General features: G+C 69.9%; 15 protein-coding genes and 3 pseudogenes. 17 read left to right on the plus strand and 1 reads right to left on the minus strand.

What is annotated here, in order from left to right:
* Positions 1-205: 205 nt before the first annotated feature.
* The 10 genes and pseudogenes from ssd to ACWD01_RS16525 form a co-directional block, all read left to right on the plus strand.
* Positions 206-1309: a septum site-determining protein Ssd gene (gene ssd, locus ACWD01_RS16480; RefSeq protein ID WP_451162297.1), complete on the plus strand. Its 1104-nt coding sequence runs from the start codon at positions 206-208 to the stop codon at positions 1307-1309.
* Positions 1306-2169 (plus strand): annotated as a pseudogene (locus tag ACWD01_RS16485) (TadA family conjugal transfer-associated ATPase); the annotation flags it as partial. The gene ssd and the pseudogene ACWD01_RS16485, both read left to right, overlap by 4 nt.
* Before the next feature lie 684 nt (positions 2170-2853).
* Positions 2854-3561, plus strand: a complete 708-nt coding sequence (locus ACWD01_RS16490) for a tyrosine-type recombinase/integrase (protein ID WP_451162559.1) — start codon at positions 2854-2856, stop codon at positions 3559-3561.
* A 206-nt stretch (positions 3562-3767) separates the two neighbouring features.
* Positions 3768-6002: a tyrosine-type recombinase/integrase gene (locus tag ACWD01_RS16495; protein ID WP_451162299.1), complete on the plus strand. Its 2235-nt coding sequence runs from the start codon at positions 3768-3770 to the stop codon at positions 6000-6002.
* Positions 6003-6063: 61 nt separating this feature from the next.
* A pseudogene (locus ACWD01_RS16500) lies at positions 6064-6363 on the plus strand (ATPase, T2SS/T4P/T4SS family); the annotation flags it as partial.
* Between the two features lie 14 nt (positions 6364-6377).
* On the plus strand, positions 6378-7211 hold the full coding sequence (locus ACWD01_RS16505; RefSeq protein WP_451162561.1) for a type II secretion system F family protein: 834 nt from the start codon (positions 6378-6380) through the stop codon (positions 7209-7211).
* Positions 7208-7996 carry a type II secretion system F family protein gene (locus tag ACWD01_RS16510; RefSeq protein WP_451162301.1) on the plus strand — a complete coding sequence of 263 codons (789 nt, stop codon included), beginning with the start codon at positions 7208-7210 and terminating at the stop codon, positions 7994-7996. Before ACWD01_RS16505 ends, ACWD01_RS16510 begins: the two co-directional genes overlap by 4 nt.
* Positions 7997-8071: 75 nt before the next feature.
* Entirely contained in the window at positions 8072-8272 is a 201-nt protein-coding gene (locus ACWD01_RS16515; RefSeq protein ID WP_451162303.1) for a DUF4244 domain-containing protein, read from the plus strand.
* Positions 8259-8882 (plus strand): TadE family type IV pilus minor pilin, encoded by a 624-nt coding sequence (locus ACWD01_RS16520; RefSeq protein ID WP_451162305.1) that lies wholly within the window; start codon positions 8259-8261, stop codon positions 8880-8882. The genes ACWD01_RS16515 and ACWD01_RS16520 overlap by 14 nt, the downstream gene beginning before the upstream one ends.
* A 53-nt stretch (positions 8883-8935) precedes the next feature.
* A pseudogene (locus ACWD01_RS16525) lies at positions 8936-9157 on the plus strand (Rv3654c family TadE-like protein); the annotation flags it as partial.
* 158 nt (positions 9158-9315) lie between these two features.
* Here ACWD01_RS16525 and ACWD01_RS16530 read toward each other — a convergent pair.
* A complete protein-coding gene (locus ACWD01_RS16530; RefSeq protein WP_451162307.1) occupies positions 9316-11919 on the minus strand; it encodes a DEAD/DEAH box helicase in 2604 nt (867 codons plus the stop codon).
* A 78-nt stretch (positions 11920-11997) separates the two neighbouring features.
* On the opposite strand from ACWD01_RS16530, the gene ACWD01_RS16535 reads away from it, so the two are divergent.
* The 7 genes from ACWD01_RS16535 to topA all read left to right on the plus strand — a co-directional run bounded on the left by ACWD01_RS16535 (position 11998) and on the right by topA (position 22132).
* Positions 11998-12351, plus strand: a complete 354-nt coding sequence (locus ACWD01_RS16535) for an STAS domain-containing protein (protein WP_003967428.1) — start codon at positions 11998-12000, stop codon at positions 12349-12351.
* 92 nt (positions 12352-12443) lie between these two features.
* Complete coding sequence (locus ACWD01_RS16540) at positions 12444-12887, plus strand: ATP-binding protein (protein WP_451162309.1); 444 nt, start codon at positions 12444-12446, stop codon at positions 12885-12887.
* A 567-nt stretch (positions 12888-13454) separates the two neighbouring features.
* Positions 13455-15860 carry a sodium-translocating pyrophosphatase gene (locus ACWD01_RS16545; protein ID WP_451162311.1) on the plus strand — a complete coding sequence of 802 codons (2406 nt, stop codon included), beginning with the start codon at positions 13455-13457 and terminating at the stop codon, positions 15858-15860.
* Positions 15861-16060: 200 nt separating this feature from the next.
* Positions 16061-16648, plus strand: coding sequence for a small secreted protein (locus ACWD01_RS16550; protein ID WP_451162313.1), 588 nt, complete (start codon positions 16061-16063; stop codon positions 16646-16648).
* A 73-nt stretch (positions 16649-16721) separates the two neighbouring features.
* A complete protein-coding gene (locus ACWD01_RS16555; protein WP_451162315.1) occupies positions 16722-18221 on the plus strand; it encodes a DUF7059 domain-containing protein in 1500 nt (499 codons plus the stop codon).
* A 646-nt stretch (positions 18222-18867) separates the two neighbouring features.
* Entirely contained in the window at positions 18868-19065 is a 198-nt protein-coding gene (locus tag ACWD01_RS16560; protein WP_356894555.1) for a hypothetical protein, read from the plus strand.
* A gap of 223 nt (positions 19066-19288) precedes the next feature.
* On the plus strand, positions 19289-22132 hold the full coding sequence (topA, locus tag ACWD01_RS16565; protein ID WP_451162317.1) for a type I DNA topoisomerase: 2844 nt from the start codon (positions 19289-19291) through the stop codon (positions 22130-22132).
* Positions 22133-22135: the final 3 nt, after the last annotated feature.

Raw genomic sequence — 22135 nt, forward strand, 5'->3', positions numbered from 1 at the left:
TTCCGGCGCCGTCCATGGGCCGCCGCGCACTCACTGGTATGGGCTACGGGGATATTCACAAGTGGCTAGTTGTCCACAGTTTTTCAGCAAGATCCACACGATTTTTCACTGCGCTGCACCGTGATTCCAGCCGCGTAACTCGCGGGCCGGAAGGAATCACGGATCTCGATGAGATGCGAGATCGCAGAGGGAAGGGGTGGAGATCGTGGCCGGATCCATCACATCGGACCGCTCACGCGCCGCGGAGAAGCGGCCGGGCGGACCCTTGATCGTCACCGAGGACCTGGAGCTGCTCGACGATCTGCTGCGGCTCTGCGCGGCGGCCGGCGCCGAGCCCGAGGTGCACCACACACTGCCGGAGCGGACCGGCGGATGGGACGACGCGCCGCTCGTCCTGGTCGGTGACGACGCCGCCGCACGCTGCCGCGGGGCATCGCGCAGGCGCGGGGTGCTGCTCGTCGGCAGGAACCAGGACGACCCGGATGTATGGCGGTGGGCCGTGGAGATCGGGGCCGACTGCGTGCTGCGGCTGCCCGATGCCGAGAGCTGGCTCGTCGACCGGATCGCCGATGTCGTCGAGGGGGTCGGACGCCAGGCGCTGACCGTCGGAGTGATCGGCGGACGCGGCGGCGCCGGCGCCTCGACGCTGGCGACCGCGCTCGCGGTGACCGCGGCACGCGGCGGCCGGCGCACCATGCTCGTCGACGGAGACCCGCTGGGCGGAGGGCTCGACGTGCTGCTCGGAGGCGAGCACACCGAGGGCAGGCGATGGCCGGATTTCGCCGCTTCCAAGGGCCGGGTCGCCGGCGGGGCACTGGAGGAGTCGCTGCCCGAACTCCACGCGCTGCGCGTACTCAGCTGGGACCGCGGTGATTCCGTGGTCATTCCTCCGGAGGCCATGAGATCGGTCCTAACAGCCGCACGCCGACGTGGTGGAGCAGTCGTCGTCGACCTGCCGCGCCGCGTCGACGAAGGCGTGGCGGAAGCGCTGGCACAGCTCGACCTGGGCCTGCTGGTCGTCCCCGGTGAACTGCGCGCCGTCGCGGCCGCCAACCGGGTGGCGTCAATCGTGGGCATGGTCCTTCCCGACCTGCGGGTAGTGGTGCGCGGACCGTACGCGCCCGGCCTGGACGAGCAGTGGGTGGCCGGCGCCCTCGGGCTGCCGCTCGCCGGTGAGCTGCCGACAGAGCCCGGTCTGGCCGCCGCGCAGAGCGGCGGGGCGCCGCCGGGCGGGAACGGCCGTGGACCGCTGGCCAGGTTCTGCACGGCCTTCTGGGACCGTGTGCTGGTCGGGGAGGGCGTCGCATGAGCTCCGGCCTGCTGGAGGCGGTACGGCAGCGGCTGGCGGAGAGCGGCGCGGATCCCACGCCGGCCCGGGTGGCTGCCGCGCTCCGGGCCCAGGGGCGGCTGCTGGGCGACGCCGAGGTACTGGGCGGTACGGAGAAGCTGCGCTGCGAACTCGTCGGCACAGGACCGCTGGAGCCGCTGCTCGCCGATCCATCGGTCACCGACGTGCTGGTCTCCGCGCACGACCGGGTGTGGGTGGACCGCGGCAAGGGCCTGGAGCTCACCGAGGTGACGTTCGCCGACGCGGCATCGGTGCGCAGACTCGCCCAGCGGCTCGCGGCAGTGGCCGAACGGCGGCTGGACGACGCCTGCCCATGGGTGGACGCCCGTCTGCCGGACGGGACACGGATGCACGCCGTGATCCCTCCGGTCGCGGTCGGCTCGACATGCCTGTCGCTGCGCGTCGTGCGGCCCCGCGCCTTCTCCGTGGAGGAACTGGTCGCGGCGGGGACGGTGCCCCCGGGCGGAGACAGGCTGCTGCGGGCGCTGGTCGAGGCCCGGCTGTCGTTCCTGATCAGCGGTGGTACCGGTTCAGGGAAGACCACGCTGCTGAGCAGTCTGCTGGGGATGGTGGGGGAGCGGGAGCGCATCGTGCTGGCCGAGGACTCGGCCGAACTGCGGCCCGAGCACCCGCACGTGGTGCGGCTCGAGTCACGCGCGGCGAACCAGGAGGGCGCCGGGCGGGTGACGCTCCGGGACCTGGTCAGGCAGGCGCTGCGGATGCGCCCAGACCGGCTGGTGGTGGGCGAGGTGCGTGGCGCGGAGGTGACCGAACTCCTCGCGGCGCTCAACACCGGCCACGACGGGGGGTGCGGCGTATTGACCGAACTAAATCGGGCATTTATGCAGGTCAGTTGGGGTTCTGCTACCTTCCCCGACATGCCCGAGGACCAGCGTCCCGGAAGGGACATGAGGAGCTTCGTCTTACCTGAGATGGGCAAGTTGCTGGAGACGGGAGATCCATGGGAACCCTTCCAGCTGCTTGACCCATTCGGGAGACCAGTCGATCCGGTCAGGGTCTACTTCAAGGATCTGATGGCCGGGCCCTATTCGCCGCGCACTCCGCGCTCGTACGGAATGGACTTGCTGCGGTGGTGGCGTTTCCTGTGGGCGTTCGGGATTGAGTGGGACCGCGCGACACGTGAGGACGCTAGGGACTTCACGCTGTGGATGAAATTGGCGGACAAACCAGTGCGCGTCCACTGGCGGCACCGTGGCAAGGCGGCTTCTGAAATTCCCCGGCCCAGGACTGACAGGCCGACGCCTGGAACACCCAACCCGGTGACCGGGAAGCCGACCATCGGGACGAAGTACGCCCCCACCACACGGGCTCACTGCGAGACGGTCCTGCGGACCTTCTACGACTGGCACCTGGACAACAACTCCGGTTCGCTGCTGGTCAACCCGTTCCCCTTGGACCGCTCACGACACCGGGGCCGGCGCCGTCCCAGCGCCCAGGGTGAGCAGGGCCGTCCAGGCGAGCGGTCGAACGCCCACCACAACCCGATGGACGAGTTCCAGACGGATCAGAAAGGCCGCTACCGACCCAAGGTCCCAAAGCGAATTCCGCGGCGGATCCCCGATGACAAGTACACCGAGGTCTTCGCGGGTCTCCGTTCGCACCGCGACCGGGCCCTGTTGGCCTTCTGGGTCTCCAACGGCGCCCGCGCCGAGGAACTCCTCAGCCCAAAGCAGGGCGACGCGAAGGTCGGCCAGCAGACCATCGGCGTGATCCGCAAAGGTACCGAGGACTACCAGGAACTGCCCGCCAACCTGGATGCGTTCGTCTGGCTACGGCTTTACCAGGAAGAAGCCTGGAAGAAGGGGATCCCACGAGGCCGCCACCAGCCGCTGTGGTGGACCCTGCGGCGTCCGTGGCGGCCGTTGGAGTACGACGCGGCCCGCATGATGTTCAAACGCGCCCAAGGGCTCCTGGGCTCCAACTGGTCGCTCCACGACCTACGGCATACCGCGACCTTCTTGATGCTCGACGACCCGGATATGCCGCCCGTTTACGTTCAGCACATCCTCGGCCACAAGCACCTGTCGACCTTGGACATCTACAGCCGTCCCACCAGAGACGACGTCATTGCAGCTGGCCTCGCGCACCATGCCCGGCAAGAGAAGAAGCGCAGCAACCCACCGTCGGCTTCGCCCGCGCCCGCTTACAACCGTGAGTCCCTCAACGTCCTGTTCGGAGGACCTTCCGCATGACGACATCGGTCCTCCCTAAGGGCTTTGCACCATCAATCCTCCGGCCACTATCTGGAGTTGCGGCAGCTGCTCTCCTTCAAAAATTTCCGGCTCGCCCACGCCCCACTGCATGGCCCACAACCGCCTTGAGTCGAGAAGACCTCCTCAACCGCCTCTTGGAGGTCCCTCTGCCCGGGGGCGGCAGCGTCTCCGGGCAATCGACTCGGATGGTCGGCGCCCGTCTGCTGCTGTCCTGGTTGGAGACCTTCCCAGGTGACACTTGGCAGGAGCGCTGGCAGGCCACACCAGTGTCAAATGAACCTGAACGCTGGCACGAGACGGTGCTCCAGTGGACCAAGACGATCGGCAGGAGTTCCGTTTCGCTCCAAGCCGGAATGCTGGCCCTGATGTGCGGCGATGCCATCCGTCCGGACCTGAATTGGCTTGCCTCAAGTTCCTCTCGGTACCTCAGGCCGGCCATTCAAGTGGCGCGCGATCCCGAGGGATTCATCCGACTGGAAGCGGCTGGATCGCCCACCGGCAGCAGTGGACGCGATTCTTCCGTTGCCCTCAAAGCCATCGCGCAGATCATCGTGACCTACGGCGGCAAGGTCGAAGACATCACAGTCGGTGACTGCCTGGCGCGGCTGATGGTTAGTCGACGCGATAGCCGGGGCCCCCGCCTTGCCTACGCCTGGCTGCGAGCCCTGGGCCAGTTTTCGTCAGACGCCCCCGCGACCCTGGCCAACTTTGAGAACCGTTCTGGTCAGGCCACCCCTGCCGAATTGGTGGACCGCTACGACCTCCAGTGCAAACCCGTCCGCGACCTAATCGTCGACTACCTCACCGAACGCCAGGCCAGCCTCGACTACAGCTCCCTCAAGAGCCTGTCGTTGACCCTGGCCCACTTGTTCTGGGCTGATCTCGAAAAGCATCAACCCGGCATAAACTCGCTGCATCTGAGCGCCGAAACGAGCGCGGCCTGGAAGTCTCGAATCGCCACCAAGACCGTCCGAAGAAGGCAGCCGGACGGCACCATCGGCGAGGTCACTGAGCCTCGGATCAGTGCACCCGCGGTCAAGCAGTCCGTGCGCGCGTTCTACCTGGACATCGCTCAATGGGCCCTGGACGAACCCGACCGATGGGGTCCCTGGGCCGCCCGGGCACCAGTCAGCGAAGCCGACTGCTCGGTGAAGAAGGCTGAGAAAAGGCAGAAATCTAGGTCAGACCAGCGCACCCGGGAACGGCTCCCTGTCCTACCGGTCCTGGTCCGTGTTGCAGACCGTCGGCTCAAGGAAGCCGGAGTCCGCCTCGACGCGCTGAACTCTGCTCGGCTCGGCTCTACCTTCTCAGTGCTTGGAGAAACCTTCACCATTCCCCGGAGCACCAATCGATCGGACGGCCGGCCATCGATGGTCCGAGACGCGCAAGGTCGCCGTCGTGATCTTCGCACCGAGGAGAAACGGGCCTTCTGGGCCTGGGCAACGATTGAGATCCTGCGGCACACCGGAATTCGGATCGAAGAACTTCGTGAGCTCGGCCATCACAGCATCATCAGCTATACGGTGCCCGCCACCGGCGAAGTTGTTCCCCTCCTGCAAATCGCACCGTCAAAGACGGACCAAGAGCGGCTGTTGCTCGTCATTCCAGAGCTCGCAGATGTACTCAGCGCTGTGATTTCACGTATCCGCAGAGGGAAAAGCGTCGTCCCGATTATTCACAGCTATGACCATCATGAGAAGACCTGGAACTCTCCCATGCCGCTCCTCTATCAGTGGCACGTAAGTGGAGAAGATCGACAGATCTCCGAGCGAACCATTCGCCAGGCCCTCAATGAAACACTAGAAGCCTCCGGCCTCACTGATATCTCCGGGAATCCTCTGAAATTTCAGCCACATGACTTCCGGAGAATCTTCATTACGGATGCCATCCTCAACGGTCTACCTCCTCACATTGCTCAAGTCATCGCAGGTCACGGGAACATCAACACGACGATGGGATACGCTGCCCCTGCGGATGCCATCGAGGCGCACCAAGCCTTTATTGCTCGCCGTCGTGCACTCCGCCCTGTCGAGGAATATAGGGCTGTCACACCAGAAGAGTGGCAGGAGTTCCTGGGGCACTTCGAGCGACGCAAGCTCGCTCTCGGGGAATGTGGGCGGGCTTATGGCACTGACTGCGCTCATGAACACGCATGTGTCCGATGCCCGGTTCTCATCGTTGACTTCACGGACAGGCCGCGTTTGGTTGAAATTCGCGACAACCTTGCGGATCGAATCGAAGAGGCCAAGCGTGAAGGCTGGCTTGGCGAAGTCGAGGGTCTGGCCGTGAGTCATGCCGCAGCCGAGGAAAAGATTGCTCGACTCGACGCGCGGCAAGATCGTAAGGATGTGCCGGTATTCCTAGGCGTTCCCTCCTTCGAGCAGGTCGTCGCGCGCAGCAGCGAAGTGAACGCTCCATGAGCTGCCCGAGCGGTTGCCGACCGCACGCGCCATCGATCCCCACCGCCTCAACTCCAAGTTCGGAGAAGGCACGGTCCACGCCAACGCGGCGGCGGACGTGCCCGCGCGGCTCGAGGCGCTGGGGACCGCCGCAGGGCTCGACCGTGCCGCGCTGCACAGCCAACTGGCGGCGGCCCTCTCGGTGGTGATCCATCTTGTGCGGGACAGAGCGGGCCGTCGCCGGGTGGCCGAGATCCGTGTCCTGGAGCGGGATGCGGCGGGCCTGGTGGTGACGGTGCCGGCGCTGCGGTGGGGCAGGGCGGCATTCGTGGCCGAGGCCGGGTGGGAGCGGCTGCGGGCACTGGTCGGTGATGCCCTGTGACCGCCATGCAGGCGATGTGCGCGGCGGCGCTGTGCCTGGCCGGGGCCGCCTGGCTGATGGCGGGCCATCAGCGGGGGCTGCGGAGAGCGCGGCTGCTCTTCGCGGACGCGGGTGCGGTGGCGCTGCCTCCGTGGTGGTCGGGGGAGCGGCTGCTGCCCGTGATCAGGCTCCGGAGGGAGTGGCTGTGCCTGCCGGTCGCTCTGATGGCGGCCTTTGCTGCCGAGTCGCCGCTGCCGCTGGCCCTGGGAGCCGCTGCCGTGCCGCTGGTGCGGAGGTGGCTGCTGGCCAGGGAACGCGGGAGGGACCGCGACCGGCGGGTCCAGGGAGTCATCGATCTGTGTGGCGCGACCGCGGGGGAGCTGCGGGCCGGGCTGCAGCCGGCGCAGGCACTGCTCCTCGCCGCAGGGGCGACTGACGTGCTCGGCGACGCGGAGGCGGCCGTGCTGGCGGCGGCCCGGTTCGGTGGAGACGTACCCGGGGCGCTGCGCAAGGCGGCTCGGCAGCCGGGTGCGGAAGGGCTTGCCGGAATGGCGGCCTGCTGGCGGGTGGCCGTGGACAGTGGCGCGGGCCTGGCCGCCGGGCTGGACCGCCTGGAGGCGGCCCTGCGTTCCGAGAGTGATCAACATGAGGACCTCAAAGCGCAGTTGGCAGGAGCCTGGTCGACCGTCGCGCTGCTCGCGCTGCTTCCCGTCGCGGGCCTCGCCATGGGATGGGCACTCGGCGCGGACCCGCTGTACGTGCTTTTCCACACCCCGGCGGGAATCGCGTGCCTGGTGACCGGCGGACTGCTCGAGACGGCGGGGCTGTGCTGGGCCGGACGGATCGTGCGTGCCGGGGAGCAGTCATGAACGGTGAAGCTGTGCACAGGCTGGGGACAGCCGTGGCGGTCCTCGCATCGGCGGCCTGCCTGGTCTCGCTGACGATGGCGAGGCGGCGGGAGAACAGGGCGCGGAAGAGGATCAGGTCCCTCCTGCGCATCGGGCCCGAACCCCGGCGCGGGCACGTGGACTTACCGCGCTGGGGCAAGCGCTGGGCACCGCCTATGGGCGTGGCGGTGCTCGCCTGGGTCCTGATCGGCGGGCTCGCGGGCGGCGCCGTGGGGATCGCCGCCGCCTTCTGCGCCCGGCGCCGGCAGCAGAACCGTGACCGGCGGCAAGGTCCCGCTGCGGTCGAGGCCGGTGAGTACGGGGAGGCGGCGCGTCAACTGCCCTTGGCCGCGGACCTGCTGGCCGCGTGTATCTCGGCCGGGGCGGGCCCGCGGGAGGCCGCGGAGGCGGTCGGAGAGTCTCTGGGTGGCCCGGTCGGCGCCCGCCTCGCACACACCGCCGCACAGCTGCGTCTCGGGGCCGAACCGGCGCCCGCGTGGGGCTGGTTCGGCGGAATACCGGGCGCGGAGCCGCTGGCCCGCTGTCTGGAGCGGGCCGACTCCACCGGAGCGCCGGCCGCGAAGCCGGTGTCGCGGCTGGCCGAGCGATTCCGCGCCGAGCGGGCCCGCGCCGTGGCCCGTCAGGGCCGCAAGGCACAAGTGCTGATCACCGCACCGGTGGGCCTGTGTTTCCTGCCCGCGTTCCTCGCGGTCGGGGTGGCGCCGGTGGTGATCGGCCTGGCGGGCGGACTCCTGCACGGCAATTGAGGCACGACCCCCGGCAATCGCCGGAAACACACCAACCAGGACAGACGACAACTTCGACATCTGGAGGCATGGGACATGTGGAAAGCGATGCGTGACCGCCTGAAGGCGCTGAGGCGCGGGATGCGTACCGACGAGGGAATGACGACGTCCGAGTACGCGATGGGAACGATCGCCGCGTGCGCCTTCGCGGCGGTCCTCTACAAGATCGTCACCAGCGGGACCGTGTCGGGAGCCCTCGAAGCGGTGATCGGAAAGGCGCTCGATGCCCAGTTCTGACGCACCGTGTGCCGGTGGTTCCCGTGAACGGGGCTCGGTGACGGCGGAAGCGGCCGTGGCTGTGCCGGCGCTGGTGGTGTTCGCCATGGCCCTGGTCTGGGCACTGACGGCCGCTGCGGCGCAGATCCAGTGCGTGGACGCCGCTCGGGCCGGTGCTCGGGCGGCGGCACGGTCCGAACCGCGGGCGGCCGCGGTAGCCGCGGCACGGTCGGCTGCGCCGAGCGGCTCCGTGGTCACGCTGACACGCGGCGGCGACCTCTGGCGTGTGCGCGTCGAGGCGGATGCTCCCGGTCCGGGCGCGCTGGCCCTGACGCTCAGCGCCGAGGCGGTGGCGTCGGCAGAGGACACCGTGGGGTCGGCAGCCGGGGCCGTGGGGCACGAGGTGGTCGTCCGCCGGGATACCGAGCGGGAGGGTGCCGCCGGCCCGGGCGGGCGGGGCCGCAGGGAGGTCGTACGGGTTACTGCGCCTGACGAGACCACGCCCTCGGGTGCGGCGCCGGTTGTGGCCGTGGAGCCGCCCCTGGCTGCCGTCTCAGGGCCGACTACGGCCCCCAGCGCGGTACGGGAGGGCAGTCCGGTCCTCGTCCGGGGGAAGGAGGCGGCTCGGTGACCGTACGTGGCGCCGTGGATGAGGACGGCGGCTCGGCGACCGTGTGGGTGGCGATGGCGACGACCGTACTGTGCGCCGTCTTCGCGATCGTGCTGGCGATGGGTCAGGCCGTTGTGGCCCGCCACCGGGCCGGAGCTGCCGCCGACCTGGCGGCGCTGGCCGCGGCCGACCACGCCCTGAGTGGTACGGCCGACGCCTGCGCGAAGGCGAGCCGGGTGGCCAGGGCCCAGGGCGCCGAGGTGGTGCGGTGCGCCGTGACGGGCGAGGTCGCGGACGTGACGGCACTGGCCCGGTTCGGGCCCTACGCCCCGGTGGTCAGGGCGCGGGCGGGGCCGCAGGGGCTCCCCGATCCGGCGCGCCCAGACCCGACCTTCCGGGGGCCGACGCTCCGGGACCCGACCTTCCGGGGGCCGACGCTTCCGGAGGCGGGGCTTCAGGAGACGCAGGGGCTCCCGGGACCCGACCCGCCCGGGCCCGACGCTCCCGGACTCGGGGTTTCAGAAGCGGCCGGGGCGGGCGCTTCAGGTGCTGCCGGGGCTTCCGAGCCCGGTGTCCCGATCGCCAGGGCTTCCGAGCCCGGTGCTTCGGTCGCCGGGGCCGCTCGCAGGAGCTCCGTGAGCAGCCGGACCGCGCCCCGCTTGTGCAGCGGATCGTTCCCGTTGCCGCACTTGGGCGACTGGATGCAGGAAGGGCATCCCGCGTCGCACTCGCACGAGGCGATCGCCTCCCGGGTGGCGGTGAGCCACTCCCGGGCCGTGTGGAAGGCCCGCTCGGCGAAACCGGCCCCGCCCGGGTGCCCGTCGTACACGAAGACCGTCGGCAGCAGCGTGTCGGGATGGAGCGGCACGGAGACGCCCCCGATGTCCCAGCGGTCGCACGTGGCGAAGAGGGGCAGCATCCCGATGGAGGCGTGCTCGGCGGCGTGCAGAGCACCGCCCAGCTGTTCCGGGCCGATGCGGGCGGTGTCCAGCTGGTTCTCGGTGACCGTCCACCACACGGCCCGGGTCCGCAGTGTCCGGGGCGGGAGGTCGAGCTTGGACTCGCCGAGGACCTCGCCGGTGATGAGCCGGCGTCGCAGGAAGGAGACGACCTGGTTGGTGACTTCGACGGAGCCGAAGCAGAGGCGCCCGTCGCCCCACGGGATCTCGGTGTCGGTCTCGAGTACGGAGATGGCGGTGGTGTCGCGGGCGGTGGTCGAGTAGGGCGGGTTCGCCTCCGAAACCAGGGCGACGGAGTCGTCCAGGTCGAGTCGGTCGACGAGATACGTGCGGCCCTGGTGGAGGTGGACCGCGCCGTCGTGGACGGCCGTGTGGGCGGCCCCTTCGTCGACCGTGCCGAGCAGCCGGCCGGTGGCGGCCTCCACGATCTGCACGGGACGGCCGCCCTCGCCCCGGATGTCGGTGAGGTCGGCGGCGCGCTCGCGGCGGGTCCAGTGCCAGCCGGAGGCACGTCGGCGCAGCAGCTTCGCCGCCTCCAGCTGGGGCATCAGATCGGCCGTGGCCGGTCCGAAGAGGTCGAGGTCGGCGTCGGTCAGCGGAAGCTCCGCGGCGGCCGCGCACAGATGCGGCGCGAGCACATACGGGTTGTCGGGATCGAGGACCGTGGATTCCACCGGACGGTCGAACAGCGCCTCGGGATGGTGGACGAGGAACGTGTCCAGCGGGTCGTCACGGGCCACGAGCACGGCGAGGGCGCCCTGGCCCGAGCGGCCGGCCCGGCCTGCCTGCTGCCACAGGGAGGCCCGTGTGCCGGGGTATCCGGCGATGATGACGGCGTCCAGACCGGCGATGTCGACGCCGAGTTCGAGCGCGGTGGTGGCCGCGAGGCCCAGGAGCTCGCCGGAGTGGAGGGCGCGCTCGAGGGCGCGGCGCTCTTCGGGGAGATAACCGCCCCGATAGGCCGCGACACGCCCGGGCAGAGATCGATCCACTTCGGCGAGGCGTTCCTTGGCGATCACGGAGATCAGTTCGGCGCCGCGCCGGGAGCGTACGAAGGCGACGCTGCGTACGCCCTGCACCGTCAGGTCGGTCAGGAGGTCGGCGGTCTCGGCGGTCGCCGTGCGGCGCACTGGTGCGCCCTTCTCGCCGTGGAGCTCGGTCAGGGGCGGCTCCCACAGGGCGAAGACCAGTTCGCCGCGCGGTGAGGCGTCGTCGGCGATCTCGCGTACGGGCAGACCGATGAGCCGGCCCGCGGCGACGGCCGGCTGCGCCGAGGTGGCGGAGGCGAGGAGGAAGACCGGGTCCGCGCCGTAGCGGGCGCACAGACGGCGCAGCCGCCGCAGCACCTGGGCGACATGGGAGCCGAAGACGCCGCGGTAGGTGTGGCACTCGTCGATCACGACGTAGCGCAGGGAGCGCAGGAAGGACGCCCAGCGGGGATGGGAGGGAAGTATGCCGCGGTGCAGCATGTCCGGGTTGGTGAGGACGTAATTGGCGTACTGGCGTACCCATTCGCGTTCCTCGACCGGCGTGTCGCCGTCGTAGACGGCGGGCCGGATCCGGTTGCCGAGCGGCGCGGCGAGTTCCTTCACCGCGCGCCGCTGGTCGGCGGCGAGGGCCTTGGTGGGCGCCAGGTACAGGGCGGTGGTGCCACGGCCGTTGGGGGCCTCCGCGCCGTCGAGCAGGGCGCTGAGCACGGGAGCCAGATAGGCCAGCGACTTGCCCGACGCGGTACCGGTCGCGATGACCACGGACTCGCCGTCCAGGGCGTGCTCGGCGGCGGCCGCCTGGTGGGCCCACGGATGCTCGATCCCCGCATGCTGGACGGCGCTGATCACTTCTGCCCGGATGCGGTCCGGCCAGACGGCATGTCTGCCCGGTCGAGGGGGCAGGTGCTCCGTATGAGTGATGCGCGCAGCCCGGCTCGCACCTGCGGCGAGCCGGTCGAGGACCGAGCTGGGAGAGGGGCGGTTCGCCCCGCTCCCGGGCGGTCGACTGGGACGGTGATTCATGGCCATCGGCACCGAGTGTGTCACTGGCGTGACGGACAATGGTCCCAAGGCGTCGTGCATGGCTGCTGGTAAGTGATTGAATGCCATCGCGGCTGGCGACCGTCTTCCGGCTCCGTCGGGGAGACTTGAAGGGCGGCCGCTCGATAGCAAGGTGCTGGAGGATCCGTGGACCTGTCCCTGTCGACTCGCAATGTGTCCGGACCTGGTGGTGACCGTACGGTCGTCGAGGTCGGTGGCGAGATTGATGTGTATACCGCGCCCAAGCTGCGCGAGCAGTTGGTCGAGTTGGTGAACGACGGCAGCTACCACCTGGTTGTCGACATGGAGGGCGTGGACTTCCTCGACTCCACCGGCCTCGGCGTGCTCGTGGGCGGCCTCAAGCGTGTGCGTGCGCACGAGGGCTCCCTGCGCCTGGTCTGCAACCAGGAGCGCATTCTCAAGATCTTCCGGATCACGGGTCTGACCAAGGTGTTCCCGATTCACACCACGGTCGACGAAGCAGTCGCCGCGACCGACTGACGGTCGGCCGGAGACTGCCGGAAGCAGAGAGGGGCCCCGGGCATCCAGCCCGGGCCCCTGAGAGGCACGTCCGTACGTCCGAGGGGGAATGCATGGCAACCGTCGAGCTCCGCTTCAGCGCCCAGCCCGAGCACGTCAGAACGGCCCGTCTGGTCGCCGCTGCCGTGGCTCGCCGGGCCGGGGTCGAGGAGGCGGTGCTGGACGAGGTCCGGCTCGCCGTCGGAGAGGCATGCAGCCGTGCTGTCGGGCTGCATCGCAGCCACGGCATCACCGCGCCCGTACGGGTGATTCTGGCCGAGGAGGAGAAGACTTTCTCCATCGAGGTCGGTGACGAGGTGCCGGCGTCGGGCGCCGGCTCCACGGCAGTCTCCGCCGGCAGCGGCGTGGGGGCCGACGCCGGGGACGCGGAGGGCGAGGACGAAATGGGTCTCGCCGTCATCAGCGGTCTCGTGGACGACGTGGAGTTCTCCACCACGGAGGACGGTGGCGTCATCCGTATGAGCTGGCCGACCGCATCGGTCGTGACCGCTCGCTGAGCTCTGTCGCGCCGCCGCTCGCTGAGCGGATCGCCGTGGACCTCTGCGGACCTGTGTGGGATCGCTGAGGGCCCCTGCCGATCGCCCGCACCGGACCGGACGGCCTTGCGCCACGGCACCGGCCCACCGCACCGGGGGCGCCGAACGGCGTCCACCGCGCCGGTCACTCGCGCGGCCCCGCCGAATGGCGTCCTTGCCACGGCCCGCCGAACCACGTCCGCCGAGCGGGTTTACCGGTCACTCCCGCGTTCGCCGGACAGTCTTGTGCCCGAGGGGACGGACGGGGCGGGGCCGCCCAGCCGCTGCGTCCGATCTTTTGTCAGTTGATCGTTCCCGGTGATTCCGAATGAAAGAGGCCCCGCTGAGCAGGGCCTCTTTCGTATTTTCTAGATCATCGATCCGGCGTCAATGCTTTTGCCCCGTTACCGCTTTCGGGGTCGATTTTGGCGCCCGATCGTTCCCTGAGGAGCAAGTCAAGGTCAATTGCATTTATCGCGCCCTGTTTTGATCAGGTTCCGCTCCCTACAATCCGTCCACATCTTGAGCTCTGAACGTCAAGGAGGACGAATGGCGGGGCTCTTCAACCCACACCTGATCGATCACCCCACTTCTCTCTCAGCCGCGGTACTCACGAATGACAACCGACTGATCGTTATTGTGATCGCGGTTGTCGCCCTGGCGGCGCTCGTCGTCGCCCAGCTCCTGGTCCGCCAGGTGCTCGCCGCGGGCGAGGGCACCGAATCCATGAAGAAGATCGCGGCCGCCGTGCAGGAAGGCGCAAATGCCTATCTGGCCCGGCAGCTGCGCACGCTCGGCGTCTTTGCCGTCGTGGTCTTCTTCCTGCTGATGCTGCTCCCGGCCGACGACTGGTCGCAGCGGGCCGGGCGTTCCGTGTTTTTCCTGGTGGGTGCGCTTTTCTCGGCAGCCACCGGATACATCGGGATGCGTCTTGCGGTACGGGCCAATGTGCGCGTCGCCGCTGCCGCGCGCGAAGCGACACCGGCGGAAGGCGAGCCGGAAAAGGATCTGACGGCCGTCGCGCACAAGGCCATGAAGATCGCTTTCCGTACCGGAGGCGTGGTCGGCATGTTCACCGTGGGCCTCGGCCTGCTCGGTGCCTCCTGTGTCGTACTCGTCTACGCGGCCGACGCGCCGAAGGTGCTCGAAGGCTTCGGCCTGGGCGCCGCGCTTATCGCCATGTTCATGCGTGTCGGCGGCGGCATCTTCACCAAGGCGGCCGACGTCGGCGCCGACCTCGTAGGAAAGGTGGAACAGGGCATCCCGGAGGATGACCCGCGCAATGCCGCCACCATCGCCGACAACGTGGGCGACAACGTCGGCGACTGCGCCGGCATGGCGGCCGACCTCTTCGAGTCCTACGCCGTGACGCTCGTCGCGGCGCTCATCCTCGGCATGGCGGCGTTCGGCGACGCCGGCCTCGCCTTCCCGCTCATCGTCCCGGCGATCGGCGTGGTCACCGCGATGATCGGTATCTTCGCGGTCGCCCCGCGGCGCGCCGACCGCAGCGGGATGACGGCCATCAACCGCGGTTTCTTCATCTCCGCGGCCATCTCGCTCGCCCTGGTGGCAGTGGCCGCCTACGTCTACCTCCCCGGCTCCTACGCCGAGTTGGACGGCGTCGGCGACGCCGCGGTCCGGGCGCACGACGGGGACCCGCGGGTGCTGGCGCTCGTCGCCGTCGCCATCGGCATCGTCCTGGCGGCGCTGATCCAGCAGCTGACCGGGTACTTCACGGAGACCAACCGGCGCCCCGTGCGGGACATCGGCAAGTCCTCGCTGACCGGCCCGGCCACCGTGGTCCTGGCCGGTATCGCCATCGGCCTCGAGTCGGCCGTCTACACCGCCCTGTTGATCGGCCTCGGCGTGTACGGGGCCTTCCTGCTCGGCGGTACGTCGATCATGCTGGCGCTGTTCGCGGTGGCGCTGGCCGGCACCGGCCTGCTCACCACGGTCGGCGTGATCGTGGCCATGGACACCTTCGGCCCGGTGTCCGACAACGCGCAGGGCATCGCCGAGATGTCCGGTGACGTCACCGGCGCCGGCGCCCAGGTCCTGACCGACCTGGACGCGGTGGGCAACACCACCAAGGCCATCACCAAGGGCATCGCCATCGCCACGGCCGTACTCGCGGCCGCGGCGCTCTTCGGCTCGTATCGCGACGCCATCGCGACGGCGGCCACGGAGGTCGGCGAGAAACTGGGCGACGGCGCCCCGATGAACCTGGTGATGGACATCTCGCAGCCCAACAACCTGGTGGGCCTGGTCCTTGGCGCGGCGGTCGTCTTCCTCTTCTCCGGGCTGGCCATCAACGCCGTCTCCCGCTCCGCGGGTGCGGTGGTCTACGAGGTGCGGCGGCAGTTCCGCGAGCACCCCGGGATCATGGACTACACGGAGAAGCCGGAGTACGGGCGCGTCGTCGACATCTGCACCAAGGACGCGCTGCGCGAGCTGACCACCCCCGGTCTGCTCGCCGTGATGACACCGATCGCGGTGGGCTTCTCGCTCGGCGTGGGCGCCCTCGGGTCGTTCCTGGCGGGTGCGATCGGCACCGGCACCCTGATGGCCGTCTTCCTGGCCAACTCCGGTGGCGCCTGGGACAACGCCAAGAAGCTCGTCGAGGACGGGCACCACGGCGGCAAGGGAAGCGAGGCACATGCCGCCACGGTCATCGGCGACACGGTCGGCGACCCGTTCAAGGACACGGCCGGCCCGGCGATCAACCCGCTGCTGAAGGTGATGAACCTGGTGGCGCTGCTCATCGCGCCCGCGGTCGTCCAGTTCAGCTACGGGGACGACGCCAGCGCCGGTGTACGTGCCGTGATCGCGGTCCTGTCGATCCTGATCATCGTCGGTTCCGTGTACATCTCGAAGCGGCGCGGCATCGCCGTCGACGACGAGAGCGGTACGGCGGAGCGCGGCGCGAAGCAGACCGGTGCGGCGGTGGTTTCCTGACCCGTTGTCAGTGGACGGGCGGGCGGTGCGCCTTGGGGCGGCCGCCCGCCCGTCCGTGTGTGCTCAAGGGGCATGGGTGAGGCTTGTCTCCCTTGGTGCAAATGGCTTCAATAGCACCTTAATCGGGCGCACGACACGCGGTTGTCGCCCAGTTGGCGTGTATGTTCCGGGGCCGAGAGGCCTTGGAAGGGACCGATCCGGTGAACAAGAAGCTTGCGGCCGCACTGTCCAGCGGTGCGGTACTGGTACTCACACTGTCGGGCTGCGGCGACGACAGCGAGGAAAAAGTGAACGCCTGGGCCAAGGAGGTCTGCGACCAGGCCCAGCCGCAGATCAAGAAGAGGGCCGACGCCCAGCAGGCCATCATCTCCACGGCCGCGGACGGCAAGCCCGCCGACATCCAGGCGGCCGACTCCAAGGCGTTCGCGGACATCGCGGCGGCGGACAAGGCGCTCGCCAAGGGCATCAACGACGCCGGAGCGCCCCCGGTGGAGAACGGCGCGAAGCTCCAGCAGGACGCGGTGAAGGAACTCGAAGCCACGGCGGGCGCCTACCTCGACCTGAAGAAGAAGGTCGACGAACTCGACCCCAAGGACCAGCAGAAGTTCGCCGACGGCCTGCAGACCGTCGCGGACGGTCTGAAGAAGATCGAGCGGATGGACCAGGCGGCGCTCGAGAAGCTCCAGGCCGGCGAATTGGGCAAGGCCATGGCGAAGCAGCCCGGCTGCCAGCGGGCCAAGACGTCCAGCCCCGCGAGCGGCGCCTCCGCGTCCCCCGACAGCGCGTAGACCGCGGCCTCGGAAGAGGCCGAGTGGGCCGGGCCGTGCGGCGGTTGTCAGTGGGGGCGGCCACAATGGGCTGGTGAGTACGACCAGCCTTCCCTCGCCCGACCGCTCGCCCCGGCTCCGCGAAGCCCTGCTCGCCGCCGCGTTCACCGCGGACGGGCTGCTCGACCTGCTCGGCGCGCCCGCCTATGCGGCGCTCGCCCGCAGCGAGACCGTGCCCGCCCTGCGCGCCACCCGGGGGAGCGGCGCCCTGGAGACCCTCGTCCGGCTCTTCCTGCTCCAGCGCGCCGTGCCGCAGGACCGGGCCCGTGCCGCGCTGCCCCTCGAGGAGTGCCTCGCCGACGGCTGGGTGATGCGCGACGGCGACGAGGTACGGGCCTCGGTGGACATCCGGCCGTACGGCGGGCCGGAAGGGCAGGACTGGTTCATCGTCTCCGACCTCGGCTGCGCGGTCGGCGGCGCGGGCGGTGCCGGTGGCCAGGGCGAGGGAGTGGTCCTCGGGGTCGGCGGGGCGTCCACCACGCTCGCCGGTATCACGGTGCGGACGCCCGTCGCCTCGGCCCTGGACCTGGGCACCGGCTCCGGCATCCAGGCACTGCACGCCGCCCAGCACGCGGTGCGCGTGACGGCCACCGATCTGAACCCCCGCGCACTGCACTTCACCCGGCTCACGCTCGCCCTGTCCGGCGCCATGGAGGCCGATCTCCGGGAGGGCTCGCTGTTCGGGCCCGTCGGCTCCGACACGTACGACCTGATCGTGTCCAACCCGCCGTTCGTCATCTCCCCCGGCGCCCGGCTGACCTACCGGGACGGCGGGATGGGCGGCGACGACCTGTGCCGCACGCTCGTGTCGGAGGCGGGGGAGCGGCTCAACGCCGGGGGATACGCCCAGTTCCTCGCCAACTGGCAGCACGTGGAAGGGGAGGACTGGCAGGAACGGCTCCGCTCCTGGGTGCCGCGCGGCTGTGACGCCTGGATCGTGCAGCGCGAGGTGCAGGACATCACCCAGTACGCCGAGCTCTGGCTGCGGGACAGCGGGGACCACCGCAGCGATCCCGCGCAGTACGCGGCGCGGTACGACGCGTGGCTCGACGAGTTCGAGGCGCGGAAGACGAAGGCGGTCGGCTTCGGCTGGATCACCCTCCGGAAGTCCGGTTCCGAGCGGCCCTCGATCGTCACGGAGGAGTGGCCGCACCCGGTCGAGCAGCCGCTCGGCGACAGCGTGCGCGCGCACTTCGACCGGCAGGAGTATCTGCGGACGCGGGACGACGCGGCGCTGCTCGCGGACCACTTCGTGCTCGCCGACGAGGTCATGCAGGAGCAGGTCGGGCTGCCGGGCGCCGAGGACCCGGAGCACGTGGTGCTGCGACAGAACCGCGGTATGCGGCGCGCCACCAAGGTCGACACGGTCGGCGCCGGTTTCGCCGGGGCGTGCGACGGCAGCCTGAGCGCCGGGCAGATCCTCGACGCCATCGCCCAGCTCCTCGGGGAGGACCCCGTCCAGCTGCGCGACCGCACGCCGCAGGCGCTGCGGCTGCTGGTCGACGAGGGCTTCCTGGAACCGGCCGCGCGCTGACGGCCGCCGCGCGGGATCTTCGCCCGACGCTGCCAACGGCCGCCGTGCGTTGACGGGTACCCGCCCTGGGCCTGTGACCGCTCGCCGACCGCAGCCGCGTTGGATCTTCGCCCGGCGCGACGGCCTTGCCGCGCCCGGTTCTCGTCCGGCGGGGCCGACGCCTGCCGCGCCGACGGGTCCCGGTCCTCCCGGATCTCCGTCCGTTCGCGGACCGCGGCCGCGCCGGTCTTCGCCCCGTCGCGCCGCCTGCCGCTGCGCCCCGGTCGACTGCGGGTCGGCTGCCGGTCGGGCGCCCGCGCCGGCCCACGCCGCCCCCGCCCTCACCCGCTCCGGGTGACGGCGCGGGCACCGGACGTCCCGCGCCCGGTGACAGACGCCCGCCCCGGACCTCCCGAGCTCGCTCACAGACGCCCGCCCCGGACCTCCCGAGCTCGCTCACAGACGCCCGCCCCGGACCCCCCGGTGGCCCGAATCCACAGGTAAATCCGGCCAAGGTTCGTTTTGCGGCCGCGTTTCCTGTGACATCGCCCGCCACCGGGCGGGTGAACCCCCCGCGGCGTTCACCCGTAATTCGTGCCTACGACGCTCAGGGGTGCCAGCCTCGCCCTGCAAGGACCTCGGCACCAGGGAAGGACCGGGTACGGGTATGGAGAGCGGGCCAGCGATCTTCGCCGGGACGGCATTCGCGCTGTTCGGGGCCGCGCTGCTGCTGTGGACCGGGACGCGGCTCGCGCACCGCCGACCCGTCGCGCACGGAGTGACCGCGGCCACGGCCGGCACCTTCGGCACGCTGTTCGGTGCGGCATTCCTCACGCTCGCGGTGTGGTGCTTCAGCCGCCTCTGAGGGGGTGCCCGGGAGACGACGTGCCGGTCCGGGCGGCATGAATGGCTGGACTCGGGTTACCGTTCGAGTGGCCGTTGCGGGCTTTTGCCGTTTGACACGGGGGCGGGTTGTACCGTCACACTCCGCAGCGACAGCAGCGCCACAGCAGCGCAGCAAGGCACCACCACCGCGTGCCGCAGTGCTGTGAGCGCCCATCGAGCGTCGACCGGAGAGAAGAGCGAAGTTGTCCCCGACCAGCGAGACCGCACAGGGCGGCCGCCGACTCGTGATCGTCGAGTCGCCTGCCAAGGCGAAGACGATCAAGGGCTATCTCGGCCCCGGCTATGTCGTCGAGGCGAGCGTCGGGCACATCCGCGACCTCCCGAACGGCGCCGCTGAGGTGCCGGAGAAGTACACCGGTGAGGTGCGGCGCCTCGGCGTCGACGTCGAGCACGACTTCCAGCCCATCTATGTCGTCAATGCTGACAAGAAGGCGCAGGTCAGGAAGCTCAAGGAGCAGCTCGCCGAGTCCGACGAGCTCTACCTCGCAACCGATGAGGACCGCGAGGGCGAAGCCATCGCGTGGCACCTCCTCGAGGTCCTCAAGCCCAAGGTCCCCGTCCACCGCATGGTCTTCCACGAGATCACCAAGGACGCCATCCGCGACGCCGTGGCCAACCCGCGCGAGCTCAACAAGCGCATGGTCGACGCCCAGGAGACCCGCCGCATCCTCGACCGTCTCTACGGCTACGAGGTCTCGCCGGTCCTGTGGAAGAAGGTCATGCCCCGGCTGTCCGCCGGCCGTGTGCAGTCCGTGGCGACCCGTCTCGTCGTCGAGCGTGAGCGTGAGCGCATCGCGTTCCGCTCCGCCGAGTACTGGGATCTGACCGGCACCTTCTCCACCGGCCGTGCCGGTGACGTGTCCGACCCGTCCACGCTCACCGCCCGGCTGAACACCGTCGACGGTCGGCGTGTCGCACAGGGCCGCGACTTCGGTTCGGACGGCCGCCTCAAGTCCGACCAGATGCTCCACCTCGACGAGGAGAACGCCCGAGCGCTGGCCGCCGCGCTGGAGAGCGCGTCGTTCGCCGTCCGCTCGGTCGAGTCCAAGCCGTACCGCCGTTCTCCGTACGCTCCGTTCCGTACGACGACGCTGCAGCAGGAGGCCTCCCGGAAGCTGGGCTTCGGGGCCAAGGCCACCATGCAGGTCGCGCAGAAGCTGTACGAGAACGGCTTCATCACCTATATGCGTACGGACTCCACCACCCTCTCCGACACGGCCGTCTCCGCGGCCCGTGCGCAGGTCACGCAGCTCTACGGCGCCGACTACCTGCCGGAGAAGCCGCGGGTGTACGCCGGCAAGGTGAAGAACGCGCAGGAGGCGCACGAAGCGATCCGTCCCTCCGGCGACCGGTTCCGCACGCCCGCCGAGACCGGGCTGACCGGCGACCAGTTCAGGCTCTACGAGCTGATCTGGAAGCGGACCGTCGCTTCTCAGATGAAGGACGCGACCGGTAACTCGGTCACCGTGAAGATCGGCGGCCGGGCGTCCGACGGCCGGGACGCCGAGTTCTCCGCGTCCGGCAAGACCATCACGTTCCACGGCTTCATGAAGGCCTACGTCGAGGGCGCCGACGACCCGAACGCGGAGCTCGACGACCGTGAGCGGCGCCTGCCGCAGGTCGCCGAGGGCGACGCCCTGTCCTCCGAGGAGATCTCGGTCGACGGCCACGCCACCAAGCCGCCCGCCCGCTACACCGAGGCATCCCTGGTCAAGGAGCTGGAAGAGCGCGAGATCGGCCGCCCGTCGACCTACGCCTCGATCATCGGCACGATCCTCGACCGTGGCTACGTCTTCAAGAAGGGGACGGCCCTCGTCCCCTCCTTCCTCTCCTTCGCCGTGGTCAACCTGCTGGAGAAGCACTTCGGCCGACTCGTCGACTACGGCTTCACCGCGCGGATGGAGGACGACCTCGACCGCATCGCGCGGGGCGAGGCGCAGGCCGTGCCGTGGCTGAGGCGCTTCTACTTCGGCAAGGGCGACGCGACCGGCGCCGCCTCGGAGGCGGGCAACGGCGACGGCGACCATCTCGGCGGCCTCAAGGAACTGGTCACCGACCTCGGCGCGATCGACGCCAAGGAGATCTCCAGCTTCCCCGTCGGCAACGACATCAAGCTGCGCGTCGGCCGCTACGGGCCGTACGTCGAGCGCGGTGAGAAGGACGCCGAGGGCCACCAGCGCGCCGACGTCCCGGACGACCTCGCGCCCGACGAGCTCACCGTGGAGTACGCGGAGGAACTGCTCGCCAAGCCGAGCGGCGACTTCGAGCTGGGCACCGACCCGGTCAGCGGGCACCAGATCGTCGCCAAGGACGGGCGCTACGGCCCGTACGTCACGGAGATCCTTCCCGAGGGCACGCCGAAGACGGGCAAGAACGCGGTCAAGCCGCGGACGGCCTCCCTCTTCAAGAGCATGTCCCTGGACACGGTCACCCTCGACGACGCGCTGAAGCTGATGTCCCTGCCGCGCGTGGTCGGCACCGACGCCGAGGGCGTCGAGATCACCGCGCAGAACGGGCGCTACGGCCCCTACCTGAAGAAGGGCACCGACTCACGCTCCCTGGAGCGCGAGGAGCAGCTCTTCTCCATCACGCTGGACGAGGCCCTGGCGATCTACGCGCAGCCCAAGCAGCGTGGCCGGGCCGCCGCCAAGCCGCCGCTGAAGGAGCTGGGCACCGACCCGGTGAGCGAGCGTCCGGTGGTCGTCAAGGACGGCCGCTTCGGCCCGTACGTCACGGACGGCGAGACGAACGCCACGCTGCGGACCGGCGACAGCGTCGAGGACATCACGCCCGAGCGCGGCTACGAGCTGCTTGCGGAGAAGCGGGCCAAGGGGCCCGTCAAGAAGAAGACGGCGGCCAAGAAGGCGCCGGCGAAGAAGGCCCCGGCCAAGAAGACGGCAGCCAAGAAGACGGCGGCGAAGACGACCGCCGCCAAGAAGACGACTGCCGCGAAGAAGACGACGACGGCCAAGAAGACGACCGCGCAGACCGCGGCCAGGAAGACGGCCGCGCCGTCCGAGGAGTAGGCC

The sequence above is a fragment of the Streptomyces sp. NPDC002835 genome, assembly GCF_053591995.1.

Bases quoted from the DNA above. Each gene is read 5' to 3' on its own strand.
- ACWD01_RS16490 (WP_451162559.1), top strand. From the start codon at position 2,854: ATGGACGAGTTCCAGACGGATCAGAAAGGCCGCTACCGACCCAAGGTC.
- ACWD01_RS16495 (WP_451162299.1), top strand. From the start codon at position 3,768: ATGGTCGGCGCCCGTCTGCTGCTGTCCTGGTTGGAGACCTTCCCAGGT.
- ACWD01_RS16505 (WP_451162561.1), top strand. From the start codon at position 6,378: ATGTGCGCGGCGGCGCTGTGCCTGGCCGGGGCCGCCTGGCTGATGGCG.
- ACWD01_RS16510 (WP_451162301.1), top strand. From the start codon at position 7,208: ATGAACGGTGAAGCTGTGCACAGGCTGGGGACAGCCGTGGCGGTCCTC.
- ACWD01_RS16515 (WP_451162303.1), top strand. From the start codon at position 8,072: ATGTGGAAAGCGATGCGTGACCGCCTGAAGGCGCTGAGGCGCGGGATG.
- ACWD01_RS16520 (WP_451162305.1), top strand. From the start codon at position 8,259: ATGCCCAGTTCTGACGCACCGTGTGCCGGTGGTTCCCGTGAACGGGGC.
- ACWD01_RS16530 (WP_451162307.1), bottom strand. From the start codon at position 11,919: ATGGCATTCAATCACTTACCAGCAGCCATGCACGACGCCTTGGGACCA.
- ACWD01_RS16540 (WP_451162309.1), top strand. From the start codon at position 12,444: ATGGCAACCGTCGAGCTCCGCTTCAGCGCCCAGCCCGAGCACGTCAGA.
- ACWD01_RS16545 (WP_451162311.1), top strand. From the start codon at position 13,455: ATGGCGGGGCTCTTCAACCCACACCTGATCGATCACCCCACTTCTCTC.
- ACWD01_RS16560 (WP_356894555.1), top strand. From the start codon at position 18,868: ATGGAGAGCGGGCCAGCGATCTTCGCCGGGACGGCATTCGCGCTGTTC.